The organism is Streptomyces sp. NPDC050161, from assembly GCF_044460025.1.
Classification (GTDB): Bacteria; Actinomycetota; Actinomycetes; order Streptomycetales; family Streptomycetaceae; genus Streptomyces.
This window is the reverse complement of the sequence record NZ_JBITJM010000006.1, coordinates 57,959-81,226: the sequence shown is the minus strand read 5'-3', so window position 1 is coordinate 81,226 and position 23,268 is coordinate 57,959. Positions and strand designations below refer to the sequence as shown.

Annotated in this window: 22 protein-coding genes and 1 riboswitch; of the genes, 12 read left to right on the top strand and 10 right to left on the bottom strand. The window is 74.5% G+C overall.

The features are described from left to right. Positions 1 to 64: 64 nt before the first annotated feature. On the top strand, positions 65 to 1,201 hold the full coding sequence (locus ACIBK8_RS12745) for an SCO1860 family LAETG-anchored protein (protein WP_399041755.1): 1,137 nt from the start codon (positions 65 to 67) through the stop codon (positions 1,199 to 1,201). Between the two features lie 194 nt (positions 1,202 to 1,395). On the opposite strand, the gene cobC is transcribed toward ACIBK8_RS12745, so the two are convergent. Both cobC and ACIBK8_RS12735 read right to left on the bottom strand, forming a co-directional pair. Then, positions 1,396 to 2,484, bottom strand: coding sequence for an Rv2231c family pyridoxal phosphate-dependent protein CobC (gene cobC, locus ACIBK8_RS12740; RefSeq protein ID WP_399041753.1), 1,089 nt, complete (start codon positions 2,482 to 2,484; stop codon positions 1,396 to 1,398). Beyond that, positions 2,468 to 3,823 (bottom strand): cobalamin biosynthesis protein, encoded by a 1,356-nt coding sequence (locus tag ACIBK8_RS12735; RefSeq protein WP_399041752.1) that lies wholly within the window; start codon positions 3,821 to 3,823, stop codon positions 2,468 to 2,470. The genes cobC and ACIBK8_RS12735 overlap by 17 nt, the downstream gene beginning before the upstream one ends. Before the next feature lie 110 nt (positions 3,824 to 3,933). Between ACIBK8_RS12735 and ACIBK8_RS12730 the strand changes: the two genes are divergently transcribed. Next, positions 3,934 to 4,689 (top strand): ZIP family metal transporter, encoded by a 756-nt coding sequence (locus ACIBK8_RS12730; RefSeq protein WP_399041751.1) that lies wholly within the window; start codon positions 3,934 to 3,936, stop codon positions 4,687 to 4,689. 112 nt (positions 4,690 to 4,801) lie between these two features. Here ACIBK8_RS12730 and ACIBK8_RS12725 read toward each other — a convergent pair whose 3' ends face one another. From ACIBK8_RS12725 to ACIBK8_RS12695, 7 genes are all read right to left on the bottom strand, one after another. Further along, positions 4,802 to 6,196: a cobyrinate a,c-diamide synthase gene (locus tag ACIBK8_RS12725; RefSeq protein ID WP_399041750.1), complete on the bottom strand. Its 1,395-nt coding sequence runs from the start codon at positions 6,194 to 6,196 to the stop codon at positions 4,802 to 4,804. 7 nt (positions 6,197 to 6,203) lie between these two features. Continuing rightward, positions 6,204 to 6,800 carry a cob(I)yrinic acid a,c-diamide adenosyltransferase gene (gene cobO, locus ACIBK8_RS12720; protein ID WP_393679154.1) on the bottom strand — a complete coding sequence of 199 codons (597 nt, stop codon included), beginning with the start codon at positions 6,798 to 6,800 and terminating at the stop codon, positions 6,204 to 6,206. Beyond that, positions 6,800 to 8,986 (bottom strand): putative cobaltochelatase, encoded by a 2,187-nt coding sequence (locus ACIBK8_RS12715; RefSeq protein WP_399041749.1) that lies wholly within the window; start codon positions 8,984 to 8,986, stop codon positions 6,800 to 6,802. The genes cobO and ACIBK8_RS12715 overlap by 1 nt, the downstream gene beginning before the upstream one ends. A gap of 68 nt (positions 8,987 to 9,054) precedes the next feature. Further along, entirely contained in the window at positions 9,055 to 10,656 is a 1,602-nt protein-coding gene (locus ACIBK8_RS12710) for a cobyric acid synthase (RefSeq protein ID WP_399041748.1), read from the bottom strand. Continuing rightward, the gene (locus ACIBK8_RS12705; RefSeq protein ID WP_399041747.1) at positions 10,653 to 11,651 is read right to left on the bottom strand and encodes a cobalamin biosynthesis protein; all 999 of its coding nucleotides are present in this window, start codon (positions 11,649 to 11,651) and stop codon (positions 10,653 to 10,655) included. The genes ACIBK8_RS12710 and ACIBK8_RS12705 overlap by 4 nt, the downstream gene beginning before the upstream one ends. Before the next feature lie 147 nt (positions 11,652 to 11,798). Beyond that, a riboswitch (cobalamin riboswitch) is annotated at positions 11,799 to 11,953 on the bottom strand. 195 nt (positions 11,954 to 12,148) lie between these two features. After that, on the bottom strand, positions 12,149 to 12,382 hold the full coding sequence (locus ACIBK8_RS12700) for a hypothetical protein (protein ID WP_399041746.1): 234 nt from the start codon (positions 12,380 to 12,382) through the stop codon (positions 12,149 to 12,151). A gap of 23 nt (positions 12,383 to 12,405) precedes the next feature. Beyond that, on the bottom strand, positions 12,406 to 13,656 hold the full coding sequence (locus ACIBK8_RS12695; RefSeq protein ID WP_399041745.1) for an anion permease: 1,251 nt from the start codon (positions 13,654 to 13,656) through the stop codon (positions 12,406 to 12,408). Between the two features lie 268 nt (positions 13,657 to 13,924). Here ACIBK8_RS12695 and ACIBK8_RS12690 point away from each other — a divergent pair, with 268 nt between their 5' ends. The 3 genes from ACIBK8_RS12690 to ACIBK8_RS12680 all read left to right on the top strand — a co-directional run bounded on the left by ACIBK8_RS12690 (position 13,925) and on the right by ACIBK8_RS12680 (position 17,455). Further along, the gene (locus tag ACIBK8_RS12690; protein WP_399042070.1) at positions 13,925 to 14,611 is read left to right on the top strand and encodes a class II aldolase/adducin family protein; all 687 of its coding nucleotides are present in this window, start codon (positions 13,925 to 13,927) and stop codon (positions 14,609 to 14,611) included. A gap of 132 nt (positions 14,612 to 14,743) precedes the next feature. Next, positions 14,744 to 15,871, top strand: a complete 1,128-nt coding sequence (locus tag ACIBK8_RS12685; protein ID WP_399041744.1) for an alpha/beta hydrolase — start codon at positions 14,744 to 14,746, stop codon at positions 15,869 to 15,871. A gap of 162 nt (positions 15,872 to 16,033) precedes the next feature. Further along, positions 16,034 to 17,455 carry a hypothetical protein gene (locus ACIBK8_RS12680; RefSeq protein WP_399041743.1) on the top strand — a complete coding sequence of 474 codons (1,422 nt, stop codon included), beginning with the start codon at positions 16,034 to 16,036 and terminating at the stop codon, positions 17,453 to 17,455. Between the two features lie 46 nt (positions 17,456 to 17,501). Here the strand turns inward: ACIBK8_RS12680 and ACIBK8_RS12675 are convergent, their stop codons facing one another. Then, positions 17,502 to 17,915, bottom strand: a complete 414-nt coding sequence (locus tag ACIBK8_RS12675; protein WP_399041742.1) for a VOC family protein — start codon at positions 17,913 to 17,915, stop codon at positions 17,502 to 17,504. A 322-nt stretch (positions 17,916 to 18,237) separates the two neighbouring features. On the opposite strand from ACIBK8_RS12675, the gene ACIBK8_RS12670 reads away from it, so the two are divergent. The 7 genes from ACIBK8_RS12670 (at position 18,238) to ACIBK8_RS12640 (ending at position 23,264) form a co-directional block, all read left to right on the top strand. Then, positions 18,238 to 19,836, top strand: coding sequence for an ABC-F family ATP-binding cassette domain-containing protein (locus ACIBK8_RS12670; protein ID WP_399041740.1), 1,599 nt, complete (start codon positions 18,238 to 18,240; stop codon positions 19,834 to 19,836). A gap of 323 nt (positions 19,837 to 20,159) precedes the next feature. Then, complete coding sequence (locus tag ACIBK8_RS12665; protein ID WP_009718933.1) at positions 20,160 to 20,381, top strand: helix-turn-helix domain-containing protein; 222 nt, start codon at positions 20,160 to 20,162, stop codon at positions 20,379 to 20,381. 116 nt (positions 20,382 to 20,497) lie between these two features. Further along, a complete protein-coding gene (locus tag ACIBK8_RS12660; RefSeq protein ID WP_399041739.1) occupies positions 20,498 to 21,277 on the top strand; it encodes an enoyl-CoA hydratase/isomerase family protein in 780 nt (259 codons plus the stop codon). Between the two features lie 191 nt (positions 21,278 to 21,468). Beyond that, positions 21,469 to 21,957 (top strand): Asp23/Gls24 family envelope stress response protein, encoded by a 489-nt coding sequence (locus ACIBK8_RS12655; protein ID WP_399041738.1) that lies wholly within the window; start codon positions 21,469 to 21,471, stop codon positions 21,955 to 21,957. 69 nt (positions 21,958 to 22,026) lie between these two features. Next, a complete protein-coding gene (locus ACIBK8_RS12650; protein ID WP_399041736.1) occupies positions 22,027 to 22,224 on the top strand; it encodes a hypothetical protein in 198 nt (65 codons plus the stop codon). 21 nt (positions 22,225 to 22,245) lie between these two features. Next, the gene (locus ACIBK8_RS12645) at positions 22,246 to 22,623 is read left to right on the top strand and encodes a hypothetical protein (RefSeq protein WP_399042069.1); all 378 of its coding nucleotides are present in this window, start codon (positions 22,246 to 22,248) and stop codon (positions 22,621 to 22,623) included. Beyond that, complete coding sequence (locus tag ACIBK8_RS12640) at positions 22,620 to 23,264, top strand: DUF6286 domain-containing protein (RefSeq protein WP_399041735.1); 645 nt, start codon at positions 22,620 to 22,622, stop codon at positions 23,262 to 23,264. The genes ACIBK8_RS12645 and ACIBK8_RS12640 overlap by 4 nt, the downstream gene beginning before the upstream one ends. Positions 23,265 to 23,268 lie beyond the last annotated feature (4 nt).

Here is a 23,268-nt window from a genome sequence, read left to right as displayed (position 1 = left end):
CACGCGTGATGTCCCCCATTGGCGCGGCCGGCGGCTCCACTTCTCTTGTGGGGGTTCCACACACGTGTCCACCAGCTCCACCGGCCCGTCCGGCATGCCCGTACACCCGCGGCCGACCGGTCCCGAGGCCCCGGCGGCCCGCCGTTCCGCGCGCCGCTTCGCCGTCACCTGCGTCGCCACGGCGCTGACGGCGGGCCCCGTTCTCCTCCTCGGCGCCGCGCCCGCGCAGGCCGCCGATGGTCACGGCACGTCCGGTGCCGCCGTCCTGCGCACCAACCTGGACGTCGGCCTGCTCAACAAGGCCGTCAACGTCCCGCTGCACGTCGCGCTGAACGACGTGCACGCGCCCGCCGACGCCGACAAGACGGCGCTCAGCGTCGACCTGGACGGCGTCGACCAGGGCAAGCCGTTCAGCGTGCTCAGCGCCGACGTCGCCACCGCGCGCGCCACCGCCGACGCGAAGAAGGCCGAGGGGTACAGCAACCTCGCGCACGCCAAGGTCCACGTCCCCGGCCTTCCGCTGCTGTCCCTGATCGAGGTGGAGAAGGTCACCTCGCGTGCCGTGTGCGAGGCGGGCAAGCGCCCGGTCGCCACGTCCAACGTGCTGGGCACCGTGAAGGTGCTGGGCAAGACCGTCACGCTCACCGCGGGCGGCACGACGGAGGTCAAGGTTCCCGGGGTGGGGGACGTCCGTCTGGATCTGTCGAAGAAGAGCGTCACGTCCACGACCGCGGCGGCCACCGCGCTTGACCTCAAGGTCTCCGTCAACCCGCTGAAGCTGAACGTCGCCGAGGTGAACGGCCACGTCCAGCTCGCCGACGCCACCTGCACCACGCCGGGCGGCGAGGGTGAGACCGGCGGGACGACCGGCGGCTCCGCGTCCGGCGGCCAGGACGGCGGCCAGACGGGCGGTCAGACGGGCGGTCAGGACGGGGGCCAGACGGGCGGCCAGAACGGCGGCGGCCAGAACGGTGGCCAGTCCGGCGGGCAGTCGGACGGCGGTGCGTCGAGCGGCGGCGGCAAGGGCTCCGACGTGAGCACCCAGACCGGGTCCGACGGCAAGAACCTCGCCGAGACCGGCAGCAGTTCGACCACGCCGTACCTCGCGGGCGGCGCCGCACTGCTGGTCGTCGCGGGCGCCGGATCGCTCGGCTACGCCCGTAAGCGCAAGGCCGCGGCCCAGCAGGGCGACCGCGGCTGACCGACCCCGTATCCAGGACCGGTGCCGTGGGGGCGCCGGTCCTGGATGCGGACCGGGGCGCGCCGGCCGGACCGGCGCGCCCCACCCTCGCCGGGGGCCGCCCGGGCGGGGGGCGCCCCGCCCCCGCGGGGCCCCCACAAACCCCAGGGGGTCAACAACCCCTTGCGCGCGCGGAGTTCAGTGCGCCGCCCGGCTCACTCCCGCCCGTCCAGGACGTCGGCAAGTGCGGCCGTGAAGCGGTCCGTCGTGGCCCGGTCGCGCACCGCGAGCCGCAGCCAGTCGGGGCCGAGACCGGGGAACGTGTCACCGCGCCGCACCGCGAACCCACGGGCCCGCAGCCCGGCCCGCACCGCCGCCGCGTCCGGCAGACCGATCAGTACGAACGGTCCTTCGGCAGGCCCGCACACGGTGATCCGGCCGAACTCGCCCAGCCGGGCCAGCAGATACTCCCGGTCCGCCGCGATCCGCACGGCGGCTGCCTCCGCCTCCGCCAGCGCGGCCGGTTCACAGCACGCCTCGGCCGCCACCAGCGCGGGCGACGACACCGGCCACAGCGGCTGCGCCCGCGCCAGCTCCGCGAGGATCTCCGGCGCCGCCAGCACGTAGCCGACCCGCAGCCCGGCCAGCCCCCAGGTCTTCGTGAGGCTGCGCAGCACCACAAGACCCGGCAGGTCCGTCCGCCCGGCCAGCGACTCCCGCTCGCCCGGCACCGCGTCCATGAACGCCTCGTCGACCACCAGCGTGCGCCCCGGCCGCGCCAACGCGCCCAGCACACCCGCCGGATGGAGCACCGACGTCGGATTGGTCGGATTGCCGACGACGACCAGATCCGCGTCGTCCGGCACCGCGGCCGGGTCGAGCCGGAAGCCGTCCCGCTCGTCGAGCAGCACCCGGCCCACGGTGTGCCCGGCGTCCCGCAGCGCCGCCTCCGGCTCGGTGAACTGCGGATGCACCACCACCGGCCTACGGGCCCGCACGGCCCGCGCCAGCAGCACGAACGCCTCCGCCGCGCCCGACGTCAGCAGCACCCGCTCCACGGGCAGACCGTGCCGGCCGGCCACCGCGCGGCGCGCCGCCGTCCCGTCGGGATACGCCGCCAGTCCGTCCAGCGACGCGGCGATCCTGGACTTCAGCCACGCCGGGGGAGTGCCGGCGCGCACATTGACCGCCAGATCGGCCAACCCGTCCTCGCCGCCCCGCACTTCGGCGTCGCCGTGATGCCGCAGATCGGGCTCGTGGGCCGCCCGCGCACGCGGCGGCGCGGGCTCAGCGGGCGCCGACACGATGCCCCCGCGCCGCGGCGGGTATCCCCGCGGCGAGCACCTCGCGGTACCGCTGCACCAGCGCGTCGGCCAGCTCAGGACCGGGACCGGCCGGCTCCGCGCAGGTCACCTCGGTCTCCGGATGCGCGGCCTGCCACCCGTCGACCTGGAGCCGCAGCCGCTCCGCCGCGCCGCAGGACAACGGGAAGGCGGGCAGCACCACGATCCGGCCCGGCGCCCCAGGACCCGGCACCGCACCGCCCAGCACCCGGCAGCGGTCCAGACCCGCGGGCACGTCGGGCGCGGTGTGCCTGAGGAAGGCGGTCTCCACCCCCGCGAGGCCGCGGCCCTCCCACAACAGCCGCGCCATCCGCGCCACGTCGGCGTTCGCGTACGGGTCGCCGGAACCGCCGCCGACCAGCAGCACCGTCGTCCGCGCCCGGTCGCCCGGCCGCCGCGCGCCGCCGCCCAGCGCCTCGTCGAGCTGCCGCTCCAGCGCGTCCAGGAGCAGCGGATGGCCGCCCGGGTCCTGCCCGCAGACGTACGCGAGATCCGGGTGGCGCCCGGCGGCCCGCGCCAGCTCCGCGGGCACCCCGCCGTACACATCGGGCAGCAGCGGCACCGCGGCGATCCGCGTCACGCCCTGCCCGGCGAGCGCGTCGACGGCGGCACCGAGCGGCAGCCCGGACGGCGCGGAACCGGTGAACCCGCCGGCGACGGGCACCTCCGGATGGCGCGCGCCGATGACGTCGAGCAGCGTGCGCAGGGCCTGCGCACCGCCGTCGTCACGGGTGCCGGGACCGGCGATGAGCAGAGCGGGAGGGGTGGGCACACTGTCTCCTTGGTACGGGTTCCGCGTCCGCAGGGCCGGTCCGCAGCCGGGCCGGGTGGGGGAGGCCATGACGATAGCCGAGGGGGCGGCCGGCGTCCGACCGCGGTCGCCGTCGGCCGGTGCCGCGACGGCGCAGGTGGCACGGGCCGGGCCGCCGGACGGCGCCGACTTCCGCTTGCCGACGAGCAGTTCGGCGCCGGGACCTGCGGCCAGCAGCGCCGCCGCCTCGGCCACGCTCGGCGTCCCGGTGGCGGCCAGCGCGGTCGCCGACGGCGGCGCCGGCACCCGCACGGCGGCCAGCGCACCGGCGGGAAATCCCCGCAGCGGTACGCCCAGCAGCCGCGCCGCGCCGACCAGCCCCGGCTCCGCCGTTTTGGTCTCCACCGTCGCCAGCGCGGCGAGCGCCCCCACGGGACACCCGGCCCGCGCCAGCGTCTCCCGGACCAGCGCCACCACCTCGGACACCGGCACGCCGCGGCCCGCGCCCACCCCGGCGCAGAGCCCGCGGGCCGCTCTCTCCGCGGTCACCGGCGGGCCCCATCGAGGCGGCGGCACACGGGCCGCCGGACGTGCCGGGGCGGCGGTGGGTAGGTAAGCAGGTGACAGTGGGGGGCGGGCGCGGGGAAAGGAGCGGGACAGTGCCGGTGGTCATCGCGCTGGGCGCGTTCGTGATGACGCTGTTCGGCGGCTGGGTCGCCCAGCACGTCACCGACCGCAGGCACCTCGTCCTGGGCCTCGCGGGCGGCCTGATGCTGGGTGTCGTCGGCCTCGACCTGCTGCCCGAGGCGCTGGAAGCCGCGGGCGGCGAGGTCTTCGGCGTTCCCCTCGCGCTGCTCTGCTTCGTCCTCGGCTACCTCGCCGCACACGCCCTGGAGAGGCTGCTCGCGGTCCGTGGCGCCGCGCACGGCGCAGGACCGCCGCACGCCACCTCGCACCGGCCGGCCGACGGGCAGCGGGTGCCGCAGGTCGGGCTCACCGCCGCCGCCGCGATGGTGGTGCACAGCGCCATGGACGGCTTCGCGATCGGCCTGGCCTACCAGGCGGGCCACGAGATGGCGGTGTCCGTGGCGCTCGCCGTCATCGCCCACGACTTCGCCGACGGCTTCAACACGTACACGCTCACCAGCCTCTACGGGAACGCCAGGAAACGGGCGCTGCTGATGCTGGGCGCGGACGCGGTGGCGCCGCTGGCCGGCGCGGGCGCCACCTTGCTGTTCACCCTTCCGGAGCAATGGCTCGGCATCTACCTCGGGTTCTTCGGCGGACTGCTGCTCTACCTCGCGACCGCCGACATCCTGCCCGAGGCCCACCACGACCACCCCGCGCTGACCACGCTGGCCTGCACCGTCGCCGGAGCCGGCTTCATCTGGCTGGTCGTCGGCTTCGCTACCTGAGAGCCCGTGTCCGGCCCCCGGCCGGGCGTCCCTCATACCGCCGCGATCCCCCGGCCCAGGCGCACCGCGCCGTACCGGCCGGTCACCACCGCGGTGAGCCCGGCGGCCCCGCTCATCCGGCGCCCACCGTGGTACCCCGGGCGGCGCCCGCCACCAGCCGGGTGGCGAGCGAGGGCGCAGCCGCCCAGTGCACATGCAGATACGAGGCGTGCACCCCGCCCTGTACGAAGCCCTCCACCCGGCGCTCGGGGTGCGTGAACCCCCACGCGGGGGACGCGCCGGCGCCCGGCTCGACGGCCGTACGGTGGAACTCGTGGCCGCGCACCCGGGTACCGGCCGCGGCCAGCGCGTTGTCCTCCAGCGCCACCGCCTCCCGGTACCCCAGCGTCAGCCGCTCCGACATCCGCGCCTCGGCGGGCAGCACCCCGCACATCGGCTTCCCGTCGATCGACCCGGCGAGGTACAGCAGCCCCGCGCACTCGGCTGAGACCGGCGCCCCGGAAGCGGCGAGCGCCGCCACCGCCGCGCGCAGCGGCGCGTTCGCCGACAGATCAGGCGCGTACACCTCGGGGAAGCCACCGCCGATGACCAGCCCGCCGGTGCCCTCCGGGAGCCGCTCGTCGCGCAGCGGATCGAACGGCACCACATCGGCGCCGGCGGCGGCCAGCAGCTCGGCGTGCTCCGCGTACGAGAAGGTGAAGGCGGCGCCGCCCGCGACGGCGATCAGCGGACGCCGGCCGGCCGGCGCCGAACCTCCGGCAGCGGCGGCCTCGGCGGCCGGATCCCACGCCGCGTCCGGCAGTTCGGGCACCCCGCGCGCCAGCGCAAGGAGTGCCTCCATGTCGCAGCCCGCGCGCACCCGCGCGGCCAGCTCGCGCACCGAATCCAGCGCGTCGGCGCGCCGCTCGGCGACCGGCACCAGGCCCAGGTGCCGGGACGGCGTACGCACCTCACCGGTGCGGCGCAGCGCCCCCAGGACCGGCACCCCCGACGACTCCATCGCCTCGCGCAGCAGCGCCTCGTGACGGTCCGAGCCGACCTTGTTCAAGATCACGCCGGCCAGCCTGACCTGCGGATCCCAGGACGCGAAGCCGTGCACCAGGGCGGCAACCGACCGGGACTGCGACGACGCGTCGACCACCAGCACCACCGGCGCCCGCAGCACCTTGGCGACCTGCGCCGTCGAGGAGAGTTCCCCCTTCCCCGACGCGCCGTCGAACAGCCCCATCACGCCCTCGACGACGGCCAGATCGGCGCCCCGCGCACCGTGCAGGAACAGCGGCGCGAGCCGGTCCGTACCGCACAGATAGGCGTCCAGATTGCGGCCGGGGCGGCCGGTCGCCAGTGAGTGGTAGCCCGGGTCGATGTAGTCGGGCCCCACCTTGTGCGGCGACACCGCGAGTCCGGCCTCGGCGAACGCCGCCATCAGGCCGGTGGCCACCGTCGTCTTGCCGGCGCCGGACGCCGGGGCGGCGATCACCAGCCGGGGGATCGTGCCTGTGCTCATGCCACGGTCACCATTCGATGCCCCGCTGGCCCTTCTGGCCGGTGTCCATCGGGTGCTTCACCTTCGACATGTCGGTCACCAGATCGGCGAAGTCCACCAGCGGCTGCGGGGCGTTGCGCCCGGTGATCACCACGTGCTGGGTGCCGGGGCGGTCGCGCAGCACCGACACCACCTCGTCGGTGTCGATCCAGCCCCAGTGCATCGGGTACGCGAACTCGTCCAGCACCAGCAGCTTGTACGTCTCGGCCGCCAGGTCACGCTTGACCTGCTCCCAGCCCTCGCGCGCCGCGTCCTCGCTGGACGCGATGTCGCGCTGCACCCAGGACCAGCCCTCGCCCATCTTGTGCCAGGCGACGCTGCCGCCCTCGCCGGTCTCGCCGAGCACCTTCAGCGCCCGCTCCTCGCCGACCTTCCACTTCGCCGACTTCACGAACTGGAACACCCCGACCGGCCAGCCCTGGTTCCAGGCCCGCAGCGCGAGACCGAAAGCGGCGGTCGACTTGCCCTTGCCGACGCCCGTGTGGACGAAGACCAGCGGGCGGTTGCGGCGCTGGCGGGTGGTGAGTCCGTCGTTCGGTACGACGGACGGCTGTCCCTGCGGCATTACGCGACCCTCCTGGATCCTTGAGTGTGTGCCTGACCGCGGGCGTACCTGCCGCCCGCGACGTCCGCGCGTTCCCCGCCGCGGCCCCCCTGCGCCTCGCGTACGAGCGCCGAGACGCTGTCCGCGCGCAGCTCGTCGAGGGTGACGGCGGTGCCCTGCAACTCCCGCGCCAGCGTGCCCGCGAGGCCCAGCCGTACGGGCCCCGCCTCGCAGTCCACGACCACCGATGCGACGCCGTCGGCGCCGAGCAGCCGGCCCGCCCGCGCGGCCCGCTCCAGCGGCCCGCCCGCGGCCCCGCCGCCCTTGCCGGTCGCCCGCCCGTCGGTCACCACCACCAGCAGGGGCCGCCGCGAGGCGTCCCGCATCCGCTCCACGCGCAGCACCTCGTGGGCCTTGAGCAGCCCCTCGGCCAGCGGCGTACGGCCACCGGTCGGCAGTGTCTCCAGGCGCGCGGCGCCCGCCTCGACCGACGACGTCGGCGGCAGCGCCAGCTCGGCTTCCGTGCCGCGGAAGGTGATCATGCCGATCTTGTCGCGCCGCTGGTACGCGTCGAGCAGCAGCGACAGCACCGCGCCCTTGACCGCGCCCATCCGCTTGCGTGCCGCCATCGAACCTGAGGCGTCCACCACGAACAGGACGAGATTGCCCTCCCGCCCCTCGCGCACCGCCTCGCGCAGATCGTCCCGGCGCAGCACCAGGCCACGGCCGCTGCGCCCGCGCGCCCGCTGGTGCGGCGCCGCCGCGTGCACGGTCGCCGCCAAGTGCAGCTTGCCCAGGGCGCCTTGGGGACGCCGGGAGCCGGTCGTCCGGCCGCGCGCGGTACGCGCCCGCGACCTGCGGCCGTCCGCGCCCTCACCCAGACCCGGCACGTCGAGACGCCGGGTCTTGAACGGCTCCGCCGCGCCGACCGCGGCCTGCTGCGCCCGGGGCGCACCGGCGGGCTGCTCGGCGGGCGGCGCGTCCGGAGCACCGTCGGTGCCGTCCGCGGCGCCGCCGTCCTGCTCGGGCAGGGACGGCGGGCCCTGCTCGCGCGGCCCCGGCACGGTGTCGTCCTGCGGCGCGGGTCCGCCGCCGTCGGGTCCGCCGTCAGGGCCGCCCCCGTCGGGACCGTCGCCGCCCCCGTCGGGACCGTCGTCCGGACCCTCGGGCTCCGGGTCGTCGTCGCTGTCCTGTCCGCCGAACTCGTCCAGGGTCTCGTCGAGTTTGTCCTCGTCGAGGCCGGGGGCGTCGAACGGATTACGGCGCCGGCGGTGCGGCAGCGCCAGCAGCGCCGCCTGCCGGACGTCCTCCGCGAGCACGTCATCGCGCCCCGCCCACGCGGCCAGCGCCGTCGCGGTCCTGGCCATGACGATGTCCGCGCGCATCCCGTCCACCTCGAACGCGGCGCAGGTCGCGGCGATCTGCCGGAGCGCGGTGTCGCCGAGCGTCACCCGCGGCAGCAACTCCCTTGCCGCGACGATCCGTTCGCGCAGCGCGTCCTCATCGTCGGCCCAGCGCGCGGCGAACCCCGCGGGGTCGGCGTCGTAGGCGAGGCGCCGCCTGACGACGTCCACCCGCAGATCCGGCTCGCGGGACGCGGCGACCTCCACCGTGAGACCGAAACGGTCGAGCAACTGGGGCCGCAGCTCACCCTCTTCGGGGTTCATGGTGCCCACCAGCAGGAACCGCGCCGCGTGCCGCACCGACACGCCCTCGCGCTCCACGTACGAGGCGCCCATGGCAGCCGCGTCCAGGAGGAGGTCCACGAGGTGGTCGTGGAGGAGGTTGACCTCGTCGACGTAGAGGACCCCGCGGTGCGCGTCGGCCAGCAGTCCTGGCTCGAACGCCTTGACCCCTTCCGACAGCGCCCGCTCGATGTCCAGCGCCCCCACCAGCCGGTCCTCCGAGGCGCCGACGGGCAGTTCGACCATCCGCGCCGGACGGTCCTGGCCCGCGCCCGCTTCGTGCGGGCCGTCCGGGCAGCCGGGGTCGGGGGCGAGCGGCGCGCAGGAGAAGCGGCAGCCGGGCACCACGTCGACAGCCGGCATCAGCGCCGTCAGTCCGCGCACCATCGTCGACTTCGCGGTGCCCTTCTCGCCGCGCACCAGCACCCCGCCGATGGCCGGCGAGATCGCGTTGAGCACGAGGCCGAGACGCATGTCGTCCTGGCCGACGACCGCGGTGAACGGGTAAGGAACCGAGGCCATGTGACGGGTACCCCTTTCGAGGGTGGGTTCGGGGGATGGAGCGTGGTCGGGCGGTACGGATCGGGACGTCACGGCGCCCCCGGAGGAACGAACGGCAGCCCCTCCGGCACCCCCTTCTCGATCAGCCGCAGCAGCGCGTCCGTGTCCGCGTGTTCCTCGATCAGATCGCCGAGCCGGTCCAGTTGTTCCTCCCGCAGCGCGCCGAAGCTGGTGTCGGGCGCCGGTACGAACGCCCGGCCCGCGTCGGCCGCCACCCGCCGCAGGAACTCCCGGCGGAAGGCGTCGCTCTCCAGCGAGCCGTGCCAGTGGGTGCCCCACACCGCACCCACGCGGCAGCCGTCCAGAGCCTGCCCCCGCGCGTCGGTGAAGAACGTCTCCCCGCCGTCGACCTCGGCCACACCGTGGTGGATCTCGTACCCCTCCACGGGCTCGCCGAGCGCCGTACCGGCCGGCCTGGCCAGCGTCTTGTCGGCGGCGAACCGCACCCGTACGGGCAGCAGCCCCAGACCCGGCACGGTGCCGGCCCTGGACTCGACCTCGTCGTCGATCAGCGTGCCGAGCATCTGGAAACCGCCGCAGATGCCCAGCACCGGGCGGCCGTCGGCGGCCCGCCGGGCGATGGCGTCCGCCAGACCGCGCTCGCGCAGCCACTCCAGCGCCCGCACCGTGCCACGGGTGCCGGGCAGCACCACCAGGTCCGCGTCGGCCAGTTCCTCGGCGCGGTCCACGAACCGCACCACCACACCCGGTTCGGCGGCCAGCGCGTCCACGTCCGTGAAGTTCGACATCAGCGGCACCGCCGCCACCGCGATCCGCAGCACATCGGCGCCGTGCGGCGGCGCCACCACGCTCTCGCGCACCGCGCCGCGCAGCGAGACGCGCAGCCCGTCCTCCTCGTCGATGCCGAGACCGTGCGCGAACGGCAGCACACCCAGCGTCGGCCGCCCCGTCAGGGTGCGCAGCATCTCCAACCCCGGCTCCAGCAGCGACACATCGCCCCGGAACTTGTTGACGAGATACCCGGCGACCAGCGACTGGTCCTCGCGCGACAGCAGCGCCGTGGTGCCGAAGAACGAGGCGAACACCCCGCCGCGGTCGATGTCGCCGACCACCACGACCGGCAGCCGCCCGGCCCGCGCGATGCCCATGTTGACGATGTCGGTACGCCGCAGATTGATCTCGGCGGGGCTGCCCGCCCCCTCGCAGATCACCGCGTCATGGGTGCGCCGCAGCTCCTGGAGGCAGTCGGTGACGGTGCCGAGCAGCTGCTCGCGCCGGCCCGCGTACGGCGTGCCCGCGCCGCCGCCGTCCCCGCTGCGGCCGAAGTACCCCTTGGCGCTCATCTCACCCACCGGCCTGCCCAGCAGCACCACTTGGCTGCTGCGGTCGCTGCCCGGCTTGAGCAGCACCGGGTTCATCAACGCGGTCGGCTCGGTCCTGGCAGCCGCGGCCTGCATCGCCTGCGCCCTGCCGATCTCCGCGCCCTGGCGGGTCACGAAGGAATTCAGCGACATGTTCTGCGCCTTGAACGGCGCGACGCGTACGCCCTGCCGCACCAGCCAGCGGCAGATCCCCGCCGTGACCACGCTCTTGCCCGCGTCCGACGTCGTGCCCGCGACCAGCAGGCCGCCGCCGAGCGCCCCGCCCCGCGCGGTGTCCCGCCCGTTCACCCGGTTCTCCTTCCGCGCCGGGAGACCGCGGCGCGCAGCGCGCCCGCGGCCAGCCTCCCGGCGACCGTCGTCGTCAGCGCCAGCACACCCACCCGGCGGGAGAGCCGTACCGCACGCGCGATGTCGGCGGCATCGGCCGGCCGGCCCGCGCCGTTGAGCTGCGGCCGGTGCTCCACCCGCCCGCCGTACGCCAGCGTGCCGCCGAGGCGCACCCCCAGCGCGCCCGCGAATGAGGCTTCCACCGGGCCCGCGTTGGGGCTGGGATGCGCACCGCCGTCCGCCCGCCAGGCGCGTACGGCGGCCCGCCTGTCGGGTGCGGCGAGCACCGTGAGCGCGGCGGTGAGCCGGGAGCCGGGCCAGCCGGCCACGTCGTCGAGCCGGGCCGAAGCCCAGCCGAACTTCAGGTAACGGGGCGACTTGTGGCCCACCATCGCGTCCAGCGTGTTCACGGCACGGAACGCCACCAGACCCGGTACGCCGCCCAGCGCGCCCCAGACGAGCGCGCCCACCACGGCGTCCGAGGTGTTCTCCGCGACCGACTCGACGACCGCGCGCGCCATCTGCGGCCCGTCCAGCGCCTGCGGGTCGCGTCCGCACAGGTGCGGCAGCCGCCGCCGTGCCAGGTCGGTGTCACCGGCCAGCAGCGCGTCGCCGATGGCGCGCGCCTCCCGGCCGAGTGAGGTGCCGCCCAGGACGGCCCAGACGGCCGCCGCGGTCAGCGCCGTGCCGGCCACGGCGCGGGCGGGGCCAGGTGTGCGCGGGCCGCCGCGTACGGCGCGCTCCAGCAGGGCGGCGCCTGCGGCGGCACCGCCCGCGCACAGCACGGCGTGCGCCGCGCCGTATCCACGGTGGTCGCGCCAGAGGCGGGATTCGACGGCGGCGGCGGCCCGGCCGAACGCGGCCACCGGGTGGCCGCGTTCGGGATCGGCGACGATCAGGTCGCCGAGGAAGCCGATGGCCGCGCCGCACGCGTAGCCGGCGTGTTCGGCACGCATCGGATCAGACCGCCGTCACGCCTCGGAGGAACGGGCCGACGGCGGCGGGTGCCGGTGCGTCGTCGCACGAAGATCTCGAACTGCGGCCGGGCATGGCGGTATGTCCTCACTCAGGGTCCGCGCCCTGGCTCGACGTGACGGCGACAAGAGTCTCCTGGCTCCCGGATCGGCGCTTCCCCCGGCCTTCCCGTCCCTGCGGACCCACCCTGCGGGCGGACACGTGCGGACCGTGGCCTTCGTTGGAGGAGCGCTCCCCGGTGACAGTGGCGGGACCGCGCCGGATTCTCACCGGACTTCCTCTTCTGTCGCCGATTGGCTCCGGCAGTCCACCACGCCCCGCGAACGCCGTCAACTCACCCTTGACCTGCGGTGCTCCGCCCCGTCATGAGCTGTGGCACACACCACAGGACGGCCGCAGGGCACACGGACGAGGCGCCCGGCAGCCGCGGGAGTGCGGACCACCGGGCGCCTCGGACGCGCCGTCGTACCGGGCCGCTTCAGGCGGCCACGATCAGGTAGATGCCGTAGGCCACGGCCGCCGCGCACACCGCGAAGGCGGCGTACGCGCCGAACCGCGCCCCGGAACCGGGAGCACCCGCGGCTGCGGCACCCTCCTGCTGCGTCGTGCGCGCCGTACCGACGATGCCGACCGTGAACAGGCCCACGATCCCGACCGTCACCACGAGGGTGACGCCGAAGACCTGGCCGAGAGCTGCCCAGTCGATGCTCATGTTGCGGGTTCCTTAGGTGAGGGCTAGCTGAGAGAAGCGGCCTTGGCGCGCGGGGCGCCGGAGCCGTTCGCGGTGGTGGTGGGACCGGCCGCCTCCTGGGCGGGCACGGTCTGTCCCGCCGGGGGCGGGGTGACGGCCTGGAGGGCCGTGGTGACCACTCCGGCCGGCTCCGGCGCTTCGTTGACGTTGGTGTGGTCGATCGGCTTGCGCCGGGACGCGGCCCAGATGGCGCCGCAGATACCGAGCGCCAGGACGGCGACCGCCGCGACACCCCAGTCGCCCTGGTCGGCGAGGAGCGCGGCACCGGCCGAGACCAGTCCGGCGGCCGGCAGCGTCAGGCACCAGGCCACGACCATCCGGGCGGCCGTCGACCAGCGCACCACGCCGCCCTTGCGGCCCAGACCCGAGCCCATCACCGAGCCCGAGCAGACCTGGGTGGTGGAGAGCGCGAAGCCGAGGTGCGAGGACGCCAGGATGGTGGCGGCGGCGCCGGTCTGGGCGGCGAAGCCCTGCGGCGGCTGGATGTCGGTGATGCCCTTGCCCATCGTGCGGATGATCCGCCAGCCGCCCAGGTACGTGCCGAGGGCGATGGCCAGACCGGCCGATGCGATGACCCACAGCGGCGGGTCGGCGTGCGGGGCGACCACCCCGCCGGTGATCAGCGCGAGCGTGATCACACCCATCGTCTTCTGTGCGTCGTTGGTGCCGTGGGCCAGCGAGACCAGGGCCGCCGAGGCGATCTGTCCCGCGCGGTAGCCCTTGGCGGTCTCCTGCTCGTCGCGGTTGCGGGCCAGCCGGTACGTGAGCCGGGTCGCGGCCATCGCGGCGATACCGGCGACGACCGGGGCGGCCACTGCCGGGATGAGGACCTTCATCACGACGGCCCCGCCGTGCACGCCGTCCGCGCCGACCGACACCAGCGTGGCGCCGATCAGACCGCCGAACAGGGCGTGCGAGGAGCTGGAGGGGAGTCCGGCGAGCCAGGTGAGGAGGTTCCAGACGATCGCGCCGACCAGGCCGGCGAAGATCACTTCAGGTCTGATGCCGGCGCTCTCGTCGATGATCCCGCCGGAGATGGTCTTGGCGACCTCCACCGACAGGAAGGCGCCGACGAGATTCAGCGAAGCCGACATCGCCACCGCGATCTTGGGCTGAAGTGCCCCGGTGGAAATGGTGGTGGCCATCGCGTTGGCCGTGTCGTGGAAGCCGTTCGTAAAGTCGAACACCAAGGCCGTGACGATCACGATCCCGATGAGAAGCGTGATGTGTTCCATTCACCCAGGCAATCAGTTCGATGGTCAGAGACGCTGAGACCGTAGGAAGAACGGATGAACGGAAGGTGAACGTGACCGGGCGCATCGGTGACACCCCCGCACTGTTCACGAGGAGGTGTCCCAGGGGCCACGAGGGCACCATCGGTCGGCCGCTTCCCCGGGCTGTGGCAGCCCCCGTACGGTAGCGCGCAGCGCGCCCTCATCCACGCACCCGGAGGCTCTCGTGACGGATCGCCGTGACTCCTCGCCGCTGCCGGGAGCGGATCCCGTGCCGCCGGGCCGTGTGCCGTCCGGCGCGCCGGACCGGGACGCACTCGCGGACGCCTGGGACGCGCTCGTCGCCACGGCGCGCCGCACCGTCACCGACGGCCTCGTCGTCGGCACGTCGGGAAACGTCTCGGTACGCGTCGGTGACCTGGTCCTGGTCACCCCCAGCGGTGTCCCCTACGACCGGCTCGGCCCCGGCGACCTCACCGCGGTCGGCACCGACGGCCGCCCGGCACTCGGCACCCTGCGGCCCACCAGCGAACTCCCCATGCACCTCGCGCTCTACCGCGCCACCACGGCGGCGGCGATCGTGCACACCCACGCCCCGCACGCCACGGCCGTCTCCACCCTGGTCCCCGAACTCCCGCCGGTCCACTACATGACGGCCGCGCTCGGCGGCCCCGTCCGCGTCGCCCCGTACGCGCTCTACGGCAGCGAGGAACTCGCCGCGAACATGCTCGACGCGCTGCGCGACCGCACCGCCTGCCTGCTGCAGAACCACGGCACCATGGCGTACGGCGCGAGCCTCGGCGAGGCCCTGGACCGCACCGCCCAACTGGAGTGGATGTGCCGCGTCTGGCTCGCCGCGTCCTCCGTGCCGGGGCTGACCCCGGCCCTGCTGCCGGACGACCGGCTCGACGAGGCCGGGCGGAAGCTGCGCGGCTACGGTCAGCGGACCGACGGCTGACCGACGGCTGACCGACGGCTGGAGCTGAGCGGCCAGGACCGAGCGGCGGGCGCCTCGGATGCGCCGCTCGGCCCGTCACCCGCCCGCGTCCGCCCGCTGGCCGTGCCCGCCGTCCCTTCGCACACTGAGCAGATGCGCCTGGGTACTGCGGCGGCCGTGGCCGCCACCACCGTGATCGGTGCCGGGGCCGCCGCGGTGGCGGTCGGCCGGTACGCCGGCGACGCCGTCCTGAAGCCGTCATCCGACCAGCCCTTCCCCGGCGACTCCCGCCTCACGGTGCACTCCGTCACCGACGGCCGGGTCACCCTCACCCGCAGCCTGGCGTCCCTGCGGCCCGGCACCTACGGCCTCACCGGCGGCGGCTGCCACGCCGTCGTCGGCCCCGTCGTGCACCACACCCCGCACCCCGCCGACACCGTCGTACGGCGCCTGGAGCGGGTCACCCACGGCACGCTCGCCCCGGGCCTCCGGATGCGGCTGACCCCGCAGGTGCACATCGGCAACCCCCGCGACGCGCTCGGCCTGCACTGCGCCGACGTCGACATTCCCGGCGAACTGGGTGCCCTGCCCGCGTGGTTCGTCCCCGGCGTCCGCGAGACCTGGGTCATCACCGTGCACGGCCTGGGGACCACCCGCGAGCACCCGATGGTCGTCCTGCCGTTCCTGCGCCGCAGGCAGCTCCCGGTGCTCGACCTCGCCTACCGCAACGACGTCGGCGCCCCGCCGACCGCCGACCGCGTGCAGCACCTCGGCGACACCGAATGGCGCGACCTGGACGCGGCGATCCGCTACGCGATCCGGTACGGCGCCCGCGACGTGGTCCTGCACGGCTGGTCGACCGGCGCCACGATGGCGCTGCGGGCCGCCGCCAACTCCGCGCTGCGCGGCCGTATCCGCGGCCTCGTCCTCGATTCGCCGGTACTCGACCGCCACGCGACCGTCCGCGCGCTGGCCGCCGCCCGCAGGGTGCCGCGCGCCCTGCTGCCACTGGCCGTCCGGGCCGCCGAGGGCCACACGGGACTGCCCGTCGACCGCCCTGCCGATGCCTTCGACCCCGCGGCGCTGACCGTCCCCACCCTGCTCTTCCACGGCCCGGACGACACGCTCGCGCCGTGGGCCGCCTCCCGCGCCTTCGCCGCCCGCCGCCCGGAACTGATCACCTTTCACCCGGTGCCGCACGCCCCGCACGCCGCGATGTGGAACGCCGACCCGGCGCGCTACGAAGAGGCGATGCGCCGCTTCCTCACCCCGCTGATGTGACCCGCACCGGCCGGCCGGGCGCCGCCGCCGGCCGGTGACGCGGGGGCGTACGGGGGGACAACTCCCCACAACCGTGATGGGTCGCCGAGGTGCCACAAGGCGCGCAGGCCATAACCCGTCACCCGATTGGGTTTTCGGGCCGTCAGCGGCAAGACTGCTCCTGTGACGTCCCGTACTCCGCGCGACTCCCGACTCCGACTCGTCCCCCGACAACCGATTGCCGCCGCCCGCCGGGCGGTGAGCACCCGGGCCGCCCGCCCGGCCCCGCGCCCGCCCGAGGGCACCCCGCCACCCGCGGAACTGGCGCGGCAGGCGCGCGCCGTACTGTCCGGCGCGGCCCGCCTGGCCCACTGGGCCGACGGGGCGGACGCCGGGCTGCGGGCCGGACGGGACGGCGCACTGCCGGCCGCCGCGGTGGAGCGCGCGGCCGGGGCGCTGGGGCTGCCCGCCGCGCAGGTGCGCGCCGACTGGGACCGGGCACGGCTCGCCGGCCTCATCGAACTGCACGGCGGCCTCGCCCGCGCCGGCTGGCGGCTGCGCGCCTGGGACCGCGACGACACCGCGGCGCTGCGCGGCTGGGTCGCCCTCTTCGACGCCTGGTCGCTGGCCCGCCCCGCACCCCGGGGCGCGGGTCCTGCGATCGTCGCCGAAGTGGTCGAGGCGGTGCCGCAGTTGCTGTCCCTGCTGCACCTGTCGGCGGGCCCGGTACGGCTGCCGATGCTGCTGGACATGCTCGACCAGCGCGTCGCCGAACTGCGCACCGAGCGCTGCGAGGTGCCCTACGGGCCGCGGCAGGACGACCCCGGTGCCGAAGGAACGGTGGACGACGCCGCGGGGGCGTCGCTCGCCGATCTGCTGGACTGGGCGCTGGCCTCCCTCACCACCGTCGGGGCGCTGGTCCCGCCGCAGGGTGTGGAGGCGGTCGACGGCGGTCGCGAGGCGCAGTTGACGCCGCTGGGCAACTGGTCGGTGTGGGTCAAGCTGGAGCAGATCTGCGTCGCGGCCCAGAGCCCGGCGGGGAACATCGAGCAGACCGCGGCGGCCATGCTGCGCGGCTGCGCCCGGCTCACCCCGGGACCGGCCCGCGCCGAGTACCGCGCCTGGCTCGCCGCCCGCTCGGTCGGCGCCGCGGTCGAGGAACTCCTCGCCGTGGCCCGCGGCGAGGACGCGCTGCTGCGGGGCCTGGCCTTCGAGGCGCTGCGCGCGGTCGGCGCCCCCGCCGAGCCCGCCGTACGCGCGGCGGCCGACGAGCCGGCCCTGCGGCCGTACGCCCTGCTGTGGCTGGTCGAGCACGAGGGCGGCGACCCGGAGACCGCGCCCGACGTGCTCACCCGCGAGGAGTCGACCTGGCTGTGGGTGGACACCGCCGCCGCCGTCGCCGACCACGGCGAGAGCCAACTGCTCATCCGGCACCTCGACTCGGCGGTCCAGGGCTCCGTCCCGCGCCTCCTGGAGGAGGTGAGGGCGGTCGGCCACCCGCGCACCGTGCAGGTCTTGGTGGCGCTGGCCGCGGCACACCCCGATCCGGCGCTGGCCAAGGCCGTGCGCCGGGCGGCCTTCCAGGTCCACACCGGCGGGGTGTGAGCCCCGGGCCGGTGCGACGGGGCGGGTCCGGCCGGGCCCGCCCTCGTCAGGTCGCGGCGCCCGGCAGGTACGTTCCGAAGCTCCAGACGTTGCCCTCGGCGTCCCGGGCGAGGTAGTCCCGCGAGCCGTAATCCTGGTCCGTGGGCGGTATCAGGATCTCCGCCCCGGCCGCCGCGGCCCGTGCGCAGTGCGCGTCGGTGTCCTCGACGACGACGTAGACGGCGGCGGGCCCGGCGTCGGCCATCGCCGCGTCGAAGGCGCCGCCGCGGCCCTTCGAGCCGAGCATCACCCGGCCGTTGCCGTGGGACAGTTCGGCGTGCAGCACCGTGCCGTCCTCGCTTTCGTACAGCGCTTCCTTCTTGAAGCCGAAGGCGGTGGTGAGCTGCCGGATCGCCGCGTGGGCGTCGCGGTAGAGCAGGGCGGGGTACAGGCTGGGCGCGCTCGCCGGGTCGAGGGTCATGGCATCCGCCTTTCCGGGAACGTGGTGTTCCCTCGCGTCCGCGGGGCCCGCGTGCCGTGCGCACGGGGCTCCGTGAGATCTGCATCACAGTCTCGCAGCCGGCACTGACAACGCATCCGCGGCGCCCGTGCACGCCATGCCGCCTGTGGGCCGCGCGACGGGGGCCGCCGGGCCGCCGATGCGGGCTCCCGGGCCGGGGAAAGTGGTTGCGCGGCACCGTTAGACTGCCTGTATGGCAGTTCTCCTTTGGGTTCATTAGACGGCGTAGACCGCTCTCGGACCGTCCGTCCAATCCGCCGTCTTCCTGCCCTGGAGTTTTTCCGTGATCACCGCCTCCGGCCTTGAGCTGCGCGCCGGCGCCCGCATCCTCATCGAATCCGCGTCCTTCCGCATCGCCAAGGGCGACCGCGTCGGCCTGGTCGGCCGTAACGGCGCCGGCAAGACCACGCTCACCAAGGTGCTGGCGGGCGAGGGGATGCCCGCCGCCGGCTCGGTCACCCGCTCCGGCGACGTGGGTTACCTCCCGCAGGACCCGCGCACCGGCGACATGGACGTACTCGCCCGCGACCGCATCCTGTCCGCCCGCGATCTGGACTCCGTGCTCCGCAAGATGCGCGAGAACGAGGACCGGATGGCGAACGGCAAGGGCGCCACCCGCGACAAGGCGATGAAGAAGTACGAGCGCCTGGAGACCGAGTTCCTGACCAAGGGCGGGTACGCCGCCGAGGCGGAGGCCGCGACCATCGCCGCCAGCCTCGGCCTGCCCGACCGGATCCTCGCCCAGCCGCTGCACACCCTCTCCGGTGGCCAGCGGCGCCGCGTGGAGCTGGCCAGGATCCTCTTCTCGGACTCCGACACCCTGCTGCTCGACGAGCCGACCAACCACCTCGACGCCGACTCGATCGTCTGGCTGCGCGACTACCTCAAGACCTACCGCGGCGGCTTCATCGTGATCTCCCACGATGTCGAGCTGGTCGAGACCGTCGTCAACAAGGTCTTCTACCTCGACGCCAACCGCTCGCAGATCGACATCTACAACATGGGCTGGAAGCTCTACCAGCAGCAGCGCGAGGCCGACGAGAAGCGCCGCAAGCGCGAGCGGCAGAACGCCGAGAAGAAGGCCGCGGCCCTCAACTCGCAGGCCGACAAGATGCGCGCCAAGGCCACCAAGACCGTCGCGGCCCAGAACATGGCCAAGCGCGCCGAGCGGCTGCTGGCCGGACTCGACGAGGTCCGCGCGTCGGACAAGGTCGCCAAGCTGCGCTTCCCCGACCCCGCGCCGTGCGGCAAGACGCCGCTCACCGCCGAGGGCCTGTCGAAGTCCTACGGCTCGCTGGAGATCTTCACCGACGTCGACCTGGCCATCGACAAGGGCTCCCGGGTCGTCATCCTGGGCCTGAACGGCGCGGGCAAGACCACCCTGCTGCGGCTGCTGGCCGGCGTGGAGACCCCGGACACCGGCGAGGTGCGCGCCGGGCACGGCCTCAAGCTCGGCTACTACGCGCAGGAGCACGAGACGCTGGACCCGGACCGCACGGTCCTGGAGAACATGCGCTCCGCCGCCCCCGACATGGACCTCGTCGCCATCCGCAAGACGCTGGGTTCCTTCCTCTTCTCGGGCGACGACGTCGACAAGCCCGCCGGGGTGCTCTCCGGCGGCGAGAAGACCCGGCTCGCCCTGGCGACGCTGGTCGTCTCCTCCGCCAACGTCCTGCTGCTCGACGAGCCGACCAACAACCTCGACCCGGCCAGCCGCGAGGAGATCCTCGGCGCGCTGCACACCTTCACCGGCGCCGTCGTCCTGGTCTCCCACGACGAGGGAGCGGTGGACGCGCTGGAGCCGGAGCGCATCATTCTGCTGCCCGACGGCGTCGAGGACCTGTGGGGTCAGGACTACGCGGACCTGGTCGCGCTCGCCTGATCAACCCCGTATGGATCATTCGGCCGATGCGTGATCCATCATCTGAGTGAGAACGGCTCGTACACCGGCGAGCCTGCGATACGAGGCCGGGCCCGCTGGGGCCCGGCTTTCGCATGTCCGGCCGCAACCCCTCTGACCTGGCCTTTTTTGCATTTCGTGGTGCGGAGGGCGGACGGGAGCGGCGCCGGAAGTGCCGTCCGTCCAGTTCGTCCGGGTACGGACGGTTGGCAAGGTGTCTCATCGACCTTGCTGAATGGGTGGCCAGGAAGCCGGGGAGGGGTGATCATGAGAGTCCAGAGCGCACTTCCCACGAGGAGGCACGGGTGGCCGAGACTCTGAAGAAGGGCAGCCGGGTAACCGGCGCCGCGCGCGAGAAGCTCGCGGCAGACCTGAAGAAGAAGTACGACTCCGGAGCGAGCATCCGGGCGCTGGCCGAAGAGACCGGTCGTTCCTATGGATTCGTGCACCGGATGCTCAGCGAATCCGGTGTGTCCCTGCGAGGTCGGGGCGGAGCAACGAGGGGCAAGAAAGCCGCCTCGGCCTGACGGTCGCGTCTCCGGGTATTCCGCGGTGTCCCCCCGGTCGGTCGAACAGTCGGCCGGGAGGTTACCGTTCAGTCACTTACGCACGCTGGTGCGACTGGCTGACTCGGAGGCGTCTGATGACTCTGCTCGACAAAGACGGTGTGCAGCTCACCGTGGACGGCGAGATCGCCACGGTGACTCTCGCTCATGCAGCGAAGCGCAACGCCCAGTCGCCGGCCATGTGGCGGGCACTGGCCGAAGCGGGCTCGCTGCTGCCGGGCACCGTACGGATCGCGGTGCTGCGCGGTGAGGGCAAGTCCTTCTCCGCGGGCCTCGACCGGCAGGCTTTCACGCCGGAAGGCTTCGACGGCGAGCCGTCGTTCCTCGACATGGCGCGCGGCTCGGACAGTGAGCTGGACGCCACGATCGCCGCGTACCAGGAAGCGTTCACCTGGTGGCGGCGCACCGACCTGGTGTCCATCGCCGCTGTACAGGGCCATGCCATCGGTGCGGGGTTCCAGCTCGCTCTCGCCTGCGACCTGCGGGTGTGTGCGCAGGACGCGCAGTTCGCGATGCGCGAGACCAGCCTGGGCCTGGTGCCCGACCTGACGGGTACGCACCCGCTGGTCGGTCTCGTGGGCTATGCGCGGGCGCTGGAGATCTGCGCCACCGGGCGGTTCGTGCATGCCGAAGAGGCCGGGCGGATCGGGCTGGCCAATCTGGTGGTGCCCGGTGACGAGCTGGACGCCGCCGTGTCCGACCTGGCCGCTGCCCTGATCGCGGCGCCGCGCGACGCGGTCATCGAGACCAAGGCGCTGCTGGCCGGCGCCGTGGGCCGCGGCTTCGAAGAACAGCGCACCGCCGAGCGGGCCGCACAGGGCCGCCGGCTGCGCGACCTCGCAGGCGTCGGAGAGTAACGACCCGGGGAGCAACGACCTGCGGTTCGCGGACCGGCCCCGGCCCACCACGGTGGGCCGGGGCCGGTCGCCGTTCACACCCGGGGCGGGGCACCCGGCTGCCGCATCCCCGAGGCGGGCCCGGGGGAGCGCACCTACTGTGGGCGCCGGAGCGGCAGGCCGTTCCTCCCCTCGGAAAGGGATGCTCGGAGATGACCGACAGCGAGCAGTGGAACCGGTCCGGAGCCTCCGGTGGAGCCTCGGACGGAGCGAAGCCCGGTGGTGCGCGCGGCGGCGGTGACCCCGCGTCCCGCGGGCGTACGACCATCGCCGACGGTGTCGTGGAGAAGATCGCCGGTCTCGCGGCCCGCGACGTGTCCGGTGTGCACGCCATGGGCAGCGGATTCGCGCGCACGCTCGGTGCGGTACGGGACCGGGTGCCGGGCGGCGGCAGGTCGGGCACCGTGACCCGCGGGGTGAAGGCCGAGGTCGGTGAGGTGCAGACGGCGCTCGACCTGGAGATCGTGGTGGAGTACGGCGTCTCCATCGCGGACGTGGCCCGCGCGGTCCGGGAGGAAGTGATCTCCGCCGTCGAGCGGATGACCGGCCTTGAGGTCGTCGAGGTCAACATCGCGGTGAGCGACGTGAAGCTGCCCGACGAGGAGGACGAGGACGAGGAAGCGGAATCCAGGCTCCAGTAGTCGGCCCCTGCGGCAGCAGGTCCCGGCGGTCGTCGGATTCGGCCGGAGCGGGTAGCGAAGGAGCGCACGATGAGTATGGCCGTGGTCGGTCTTCTGGCCGGTATGGCGCTGGGTTTCGCCGGATACTTCGGTGGGTTCGGGGCCTTTGTCCTGGTGGCGGCCCTGGGCGCCATCGGCTTCGTGGCCGGCCGGTTCCTGGACGGGGGCCTGGAGGCCGGCGATTTCTTCCGTACGCGGTCCGATGGCCGCGACGAGCGGCGGCGGTGAGCCCGGGTGGCGACGCTGTCCATGGCGGCGGCCGTCGCCGAGGTGCCGGCCGGGGAACGGGGCGCGACGCGGGTCGCCGACCGGGTGGTGGCGAAGATCGCCGCGCAGGCGGCACGCGAGGCGCTGCGCACCGCGGCGCCGCACGCGCGCACCGCTGCCCACGCGTCGGTGACCGTCCGCGGGCGGGACGACCGGCAGACCCTCGGTGAGGCCCATGTGCGGGTGGCCGTGGAGCTGGGCTACCCGTCCGACATCGGCGCGCAGTGCGGCGCGGTACGGCGTCAAGTGGCCGAGCGGGTAAGGGTGTTGGCGGGCATGGAGGTGCCCGATGTGGCGGTGGAGGTGGAGCGCCTGCACTCACCGCTGCAGGAGTCGGCGGGCCGGGAAAGAGTGCGATGAGCGAGGACGAGCCCACCCGGAGACTGCCGGCCCTCGACAAGGAGGCGGCCCCCGCCGACCCGCCGCGGCCGGGCGCCGCACGGCGGGCACCGGCGCACGGCAGGGCGGGCCGCTTCTGGTCGTCCCGCAGGATTCCGGCGGCGATCGTGGCGCTGGTGCTGCTGGCCGCCGCCGGGCTGCTGCTCTACGACGTGGCGGCGGTGCGCACCGGCCGCCCGGCGATGGCCTGGCGCAAACGGCTCGCCGCCGAACTGGCCACCCGGCACCTGGACGACCCCTGGGTGCTCGGCGCCGCGGCGGCGGCCGTGCTGATCGGCCTCTGGCTGATCCTGCTGGCGCTCACACCGGGGCTGCGCGGCCTCCTGCCGATGCGCCGCACGGCCCCGGACGTACGGGCCGGACTCGACCGGAAGGCCGCCGCCCTGGTGCTGCGCGACCGTGCCATGGAGGTGCCGGGCGTCCGGTCCGTGCAACTGTCGGTGCGCCGCCGCAAGGCGAAGGCCAGGACGGTCTCGCACTTCAGGGAGCTGGACGAGGTGCGCACGGATCTGCGTGCGGCGCTCGGTGAGGGGCTGCAACAGCTGGGACTGGCGCGGCGGATGGGCCTGTCCGTCCGTGTCCGGCGTCCGAAGAAGAGGTGAGCGT

Coding starts and splice junctions, on each gene's coding strand:
- ACIBK8_RS12725 (WP_399041750.1), bottom strand. CDS start 6,196: ATGAGCACAGGCACGATCCCCCGGCTGGTGATCGCCGCCCCGGCGTCC.
- cobO (WP_393679154.1), bottom strand. CDS start 6,800: ATGCCGCAGGGACAGCCGTCCGTCGTACCGAACGACGGACTCACCACC.
- ACIBK8_RS12715 (WP_399041749.1), bottom strand. CDS start 8,986: ATGGCCTCGGTTCCTTACCCGTTCACCGCGGTCGTCGGCCAGGACGAC.
- ACIBK8_RS12705 (WP_399041747.1), bottom strand. CDS start 11,651: ATGCGTGCCGAACACGCCGGCTACGCGTGCGGCGCGGCCATCGGCTTC.
- ACIBK8_RS12700 (WP_399041746.1), bottom strand. CDS start 12,382: ATGAGCATCGACTGGGCAGCTCTCGGCCAGGTCTTCGGCGTCACCCTC.
- ACIBK8_RS12695 (WP_399041745.1), bottom strand. CDS start 13,656: ATGGAACACATCACGCTTCTCATCGGGATCGTGATCGTCACGGCCTTG.
- ACIBK8_RS12685 (WP_399041744.1), top strand. CDS start 14,744: ATGCGCCTGGGTACTGCGGCGGCCGTGGCCGCCACCACCGTGATCGGT.
- ACIBK8_RS12675 (WP_399041742.1), bottom strand. CDS start 17,915: ATGACCCTCGACCCGGCGAGCGCGCCCAGCCTGTACCCCGCCCTGCTC.
- ACIBK8_RS12660 (WP_399041739.1), top strand. CDS start 20,498: ATGACTCTGCTCGACAAAGACGGTGTGCAGCTCACCGTGGACGGCGAG.
- ACIBK8_RS12655 (WP_399041738.1), top strand. CDS start 21,469: ATGACCGACAGCGAGCAGTGGAACCGGTCCGGAGCCTCCGGTGGAGCC.
- ACIBK8_RS12650 (WP_399041736.1), top strand. CDS start 22,027: ATGAGTATGGCCGTGGTCGGTCTTCTGGCCGGTATGGCGCTGGGTTTC.
- ACIBK8_RS12645 (WP_399042069.1), top strand. CDS start 22,246: ATGGCGGCGGCCGTCGCCGAGGTGCCGGCCGGGGAACGGGGCGCGACG.
- ACIBK8_RS12640 (WP_399041735.1), top strand. CDS start 22,620: ATGAGCGAGGACGAGCCCACCCGGAGACTGCCGGCCCTCGACAAGGAG.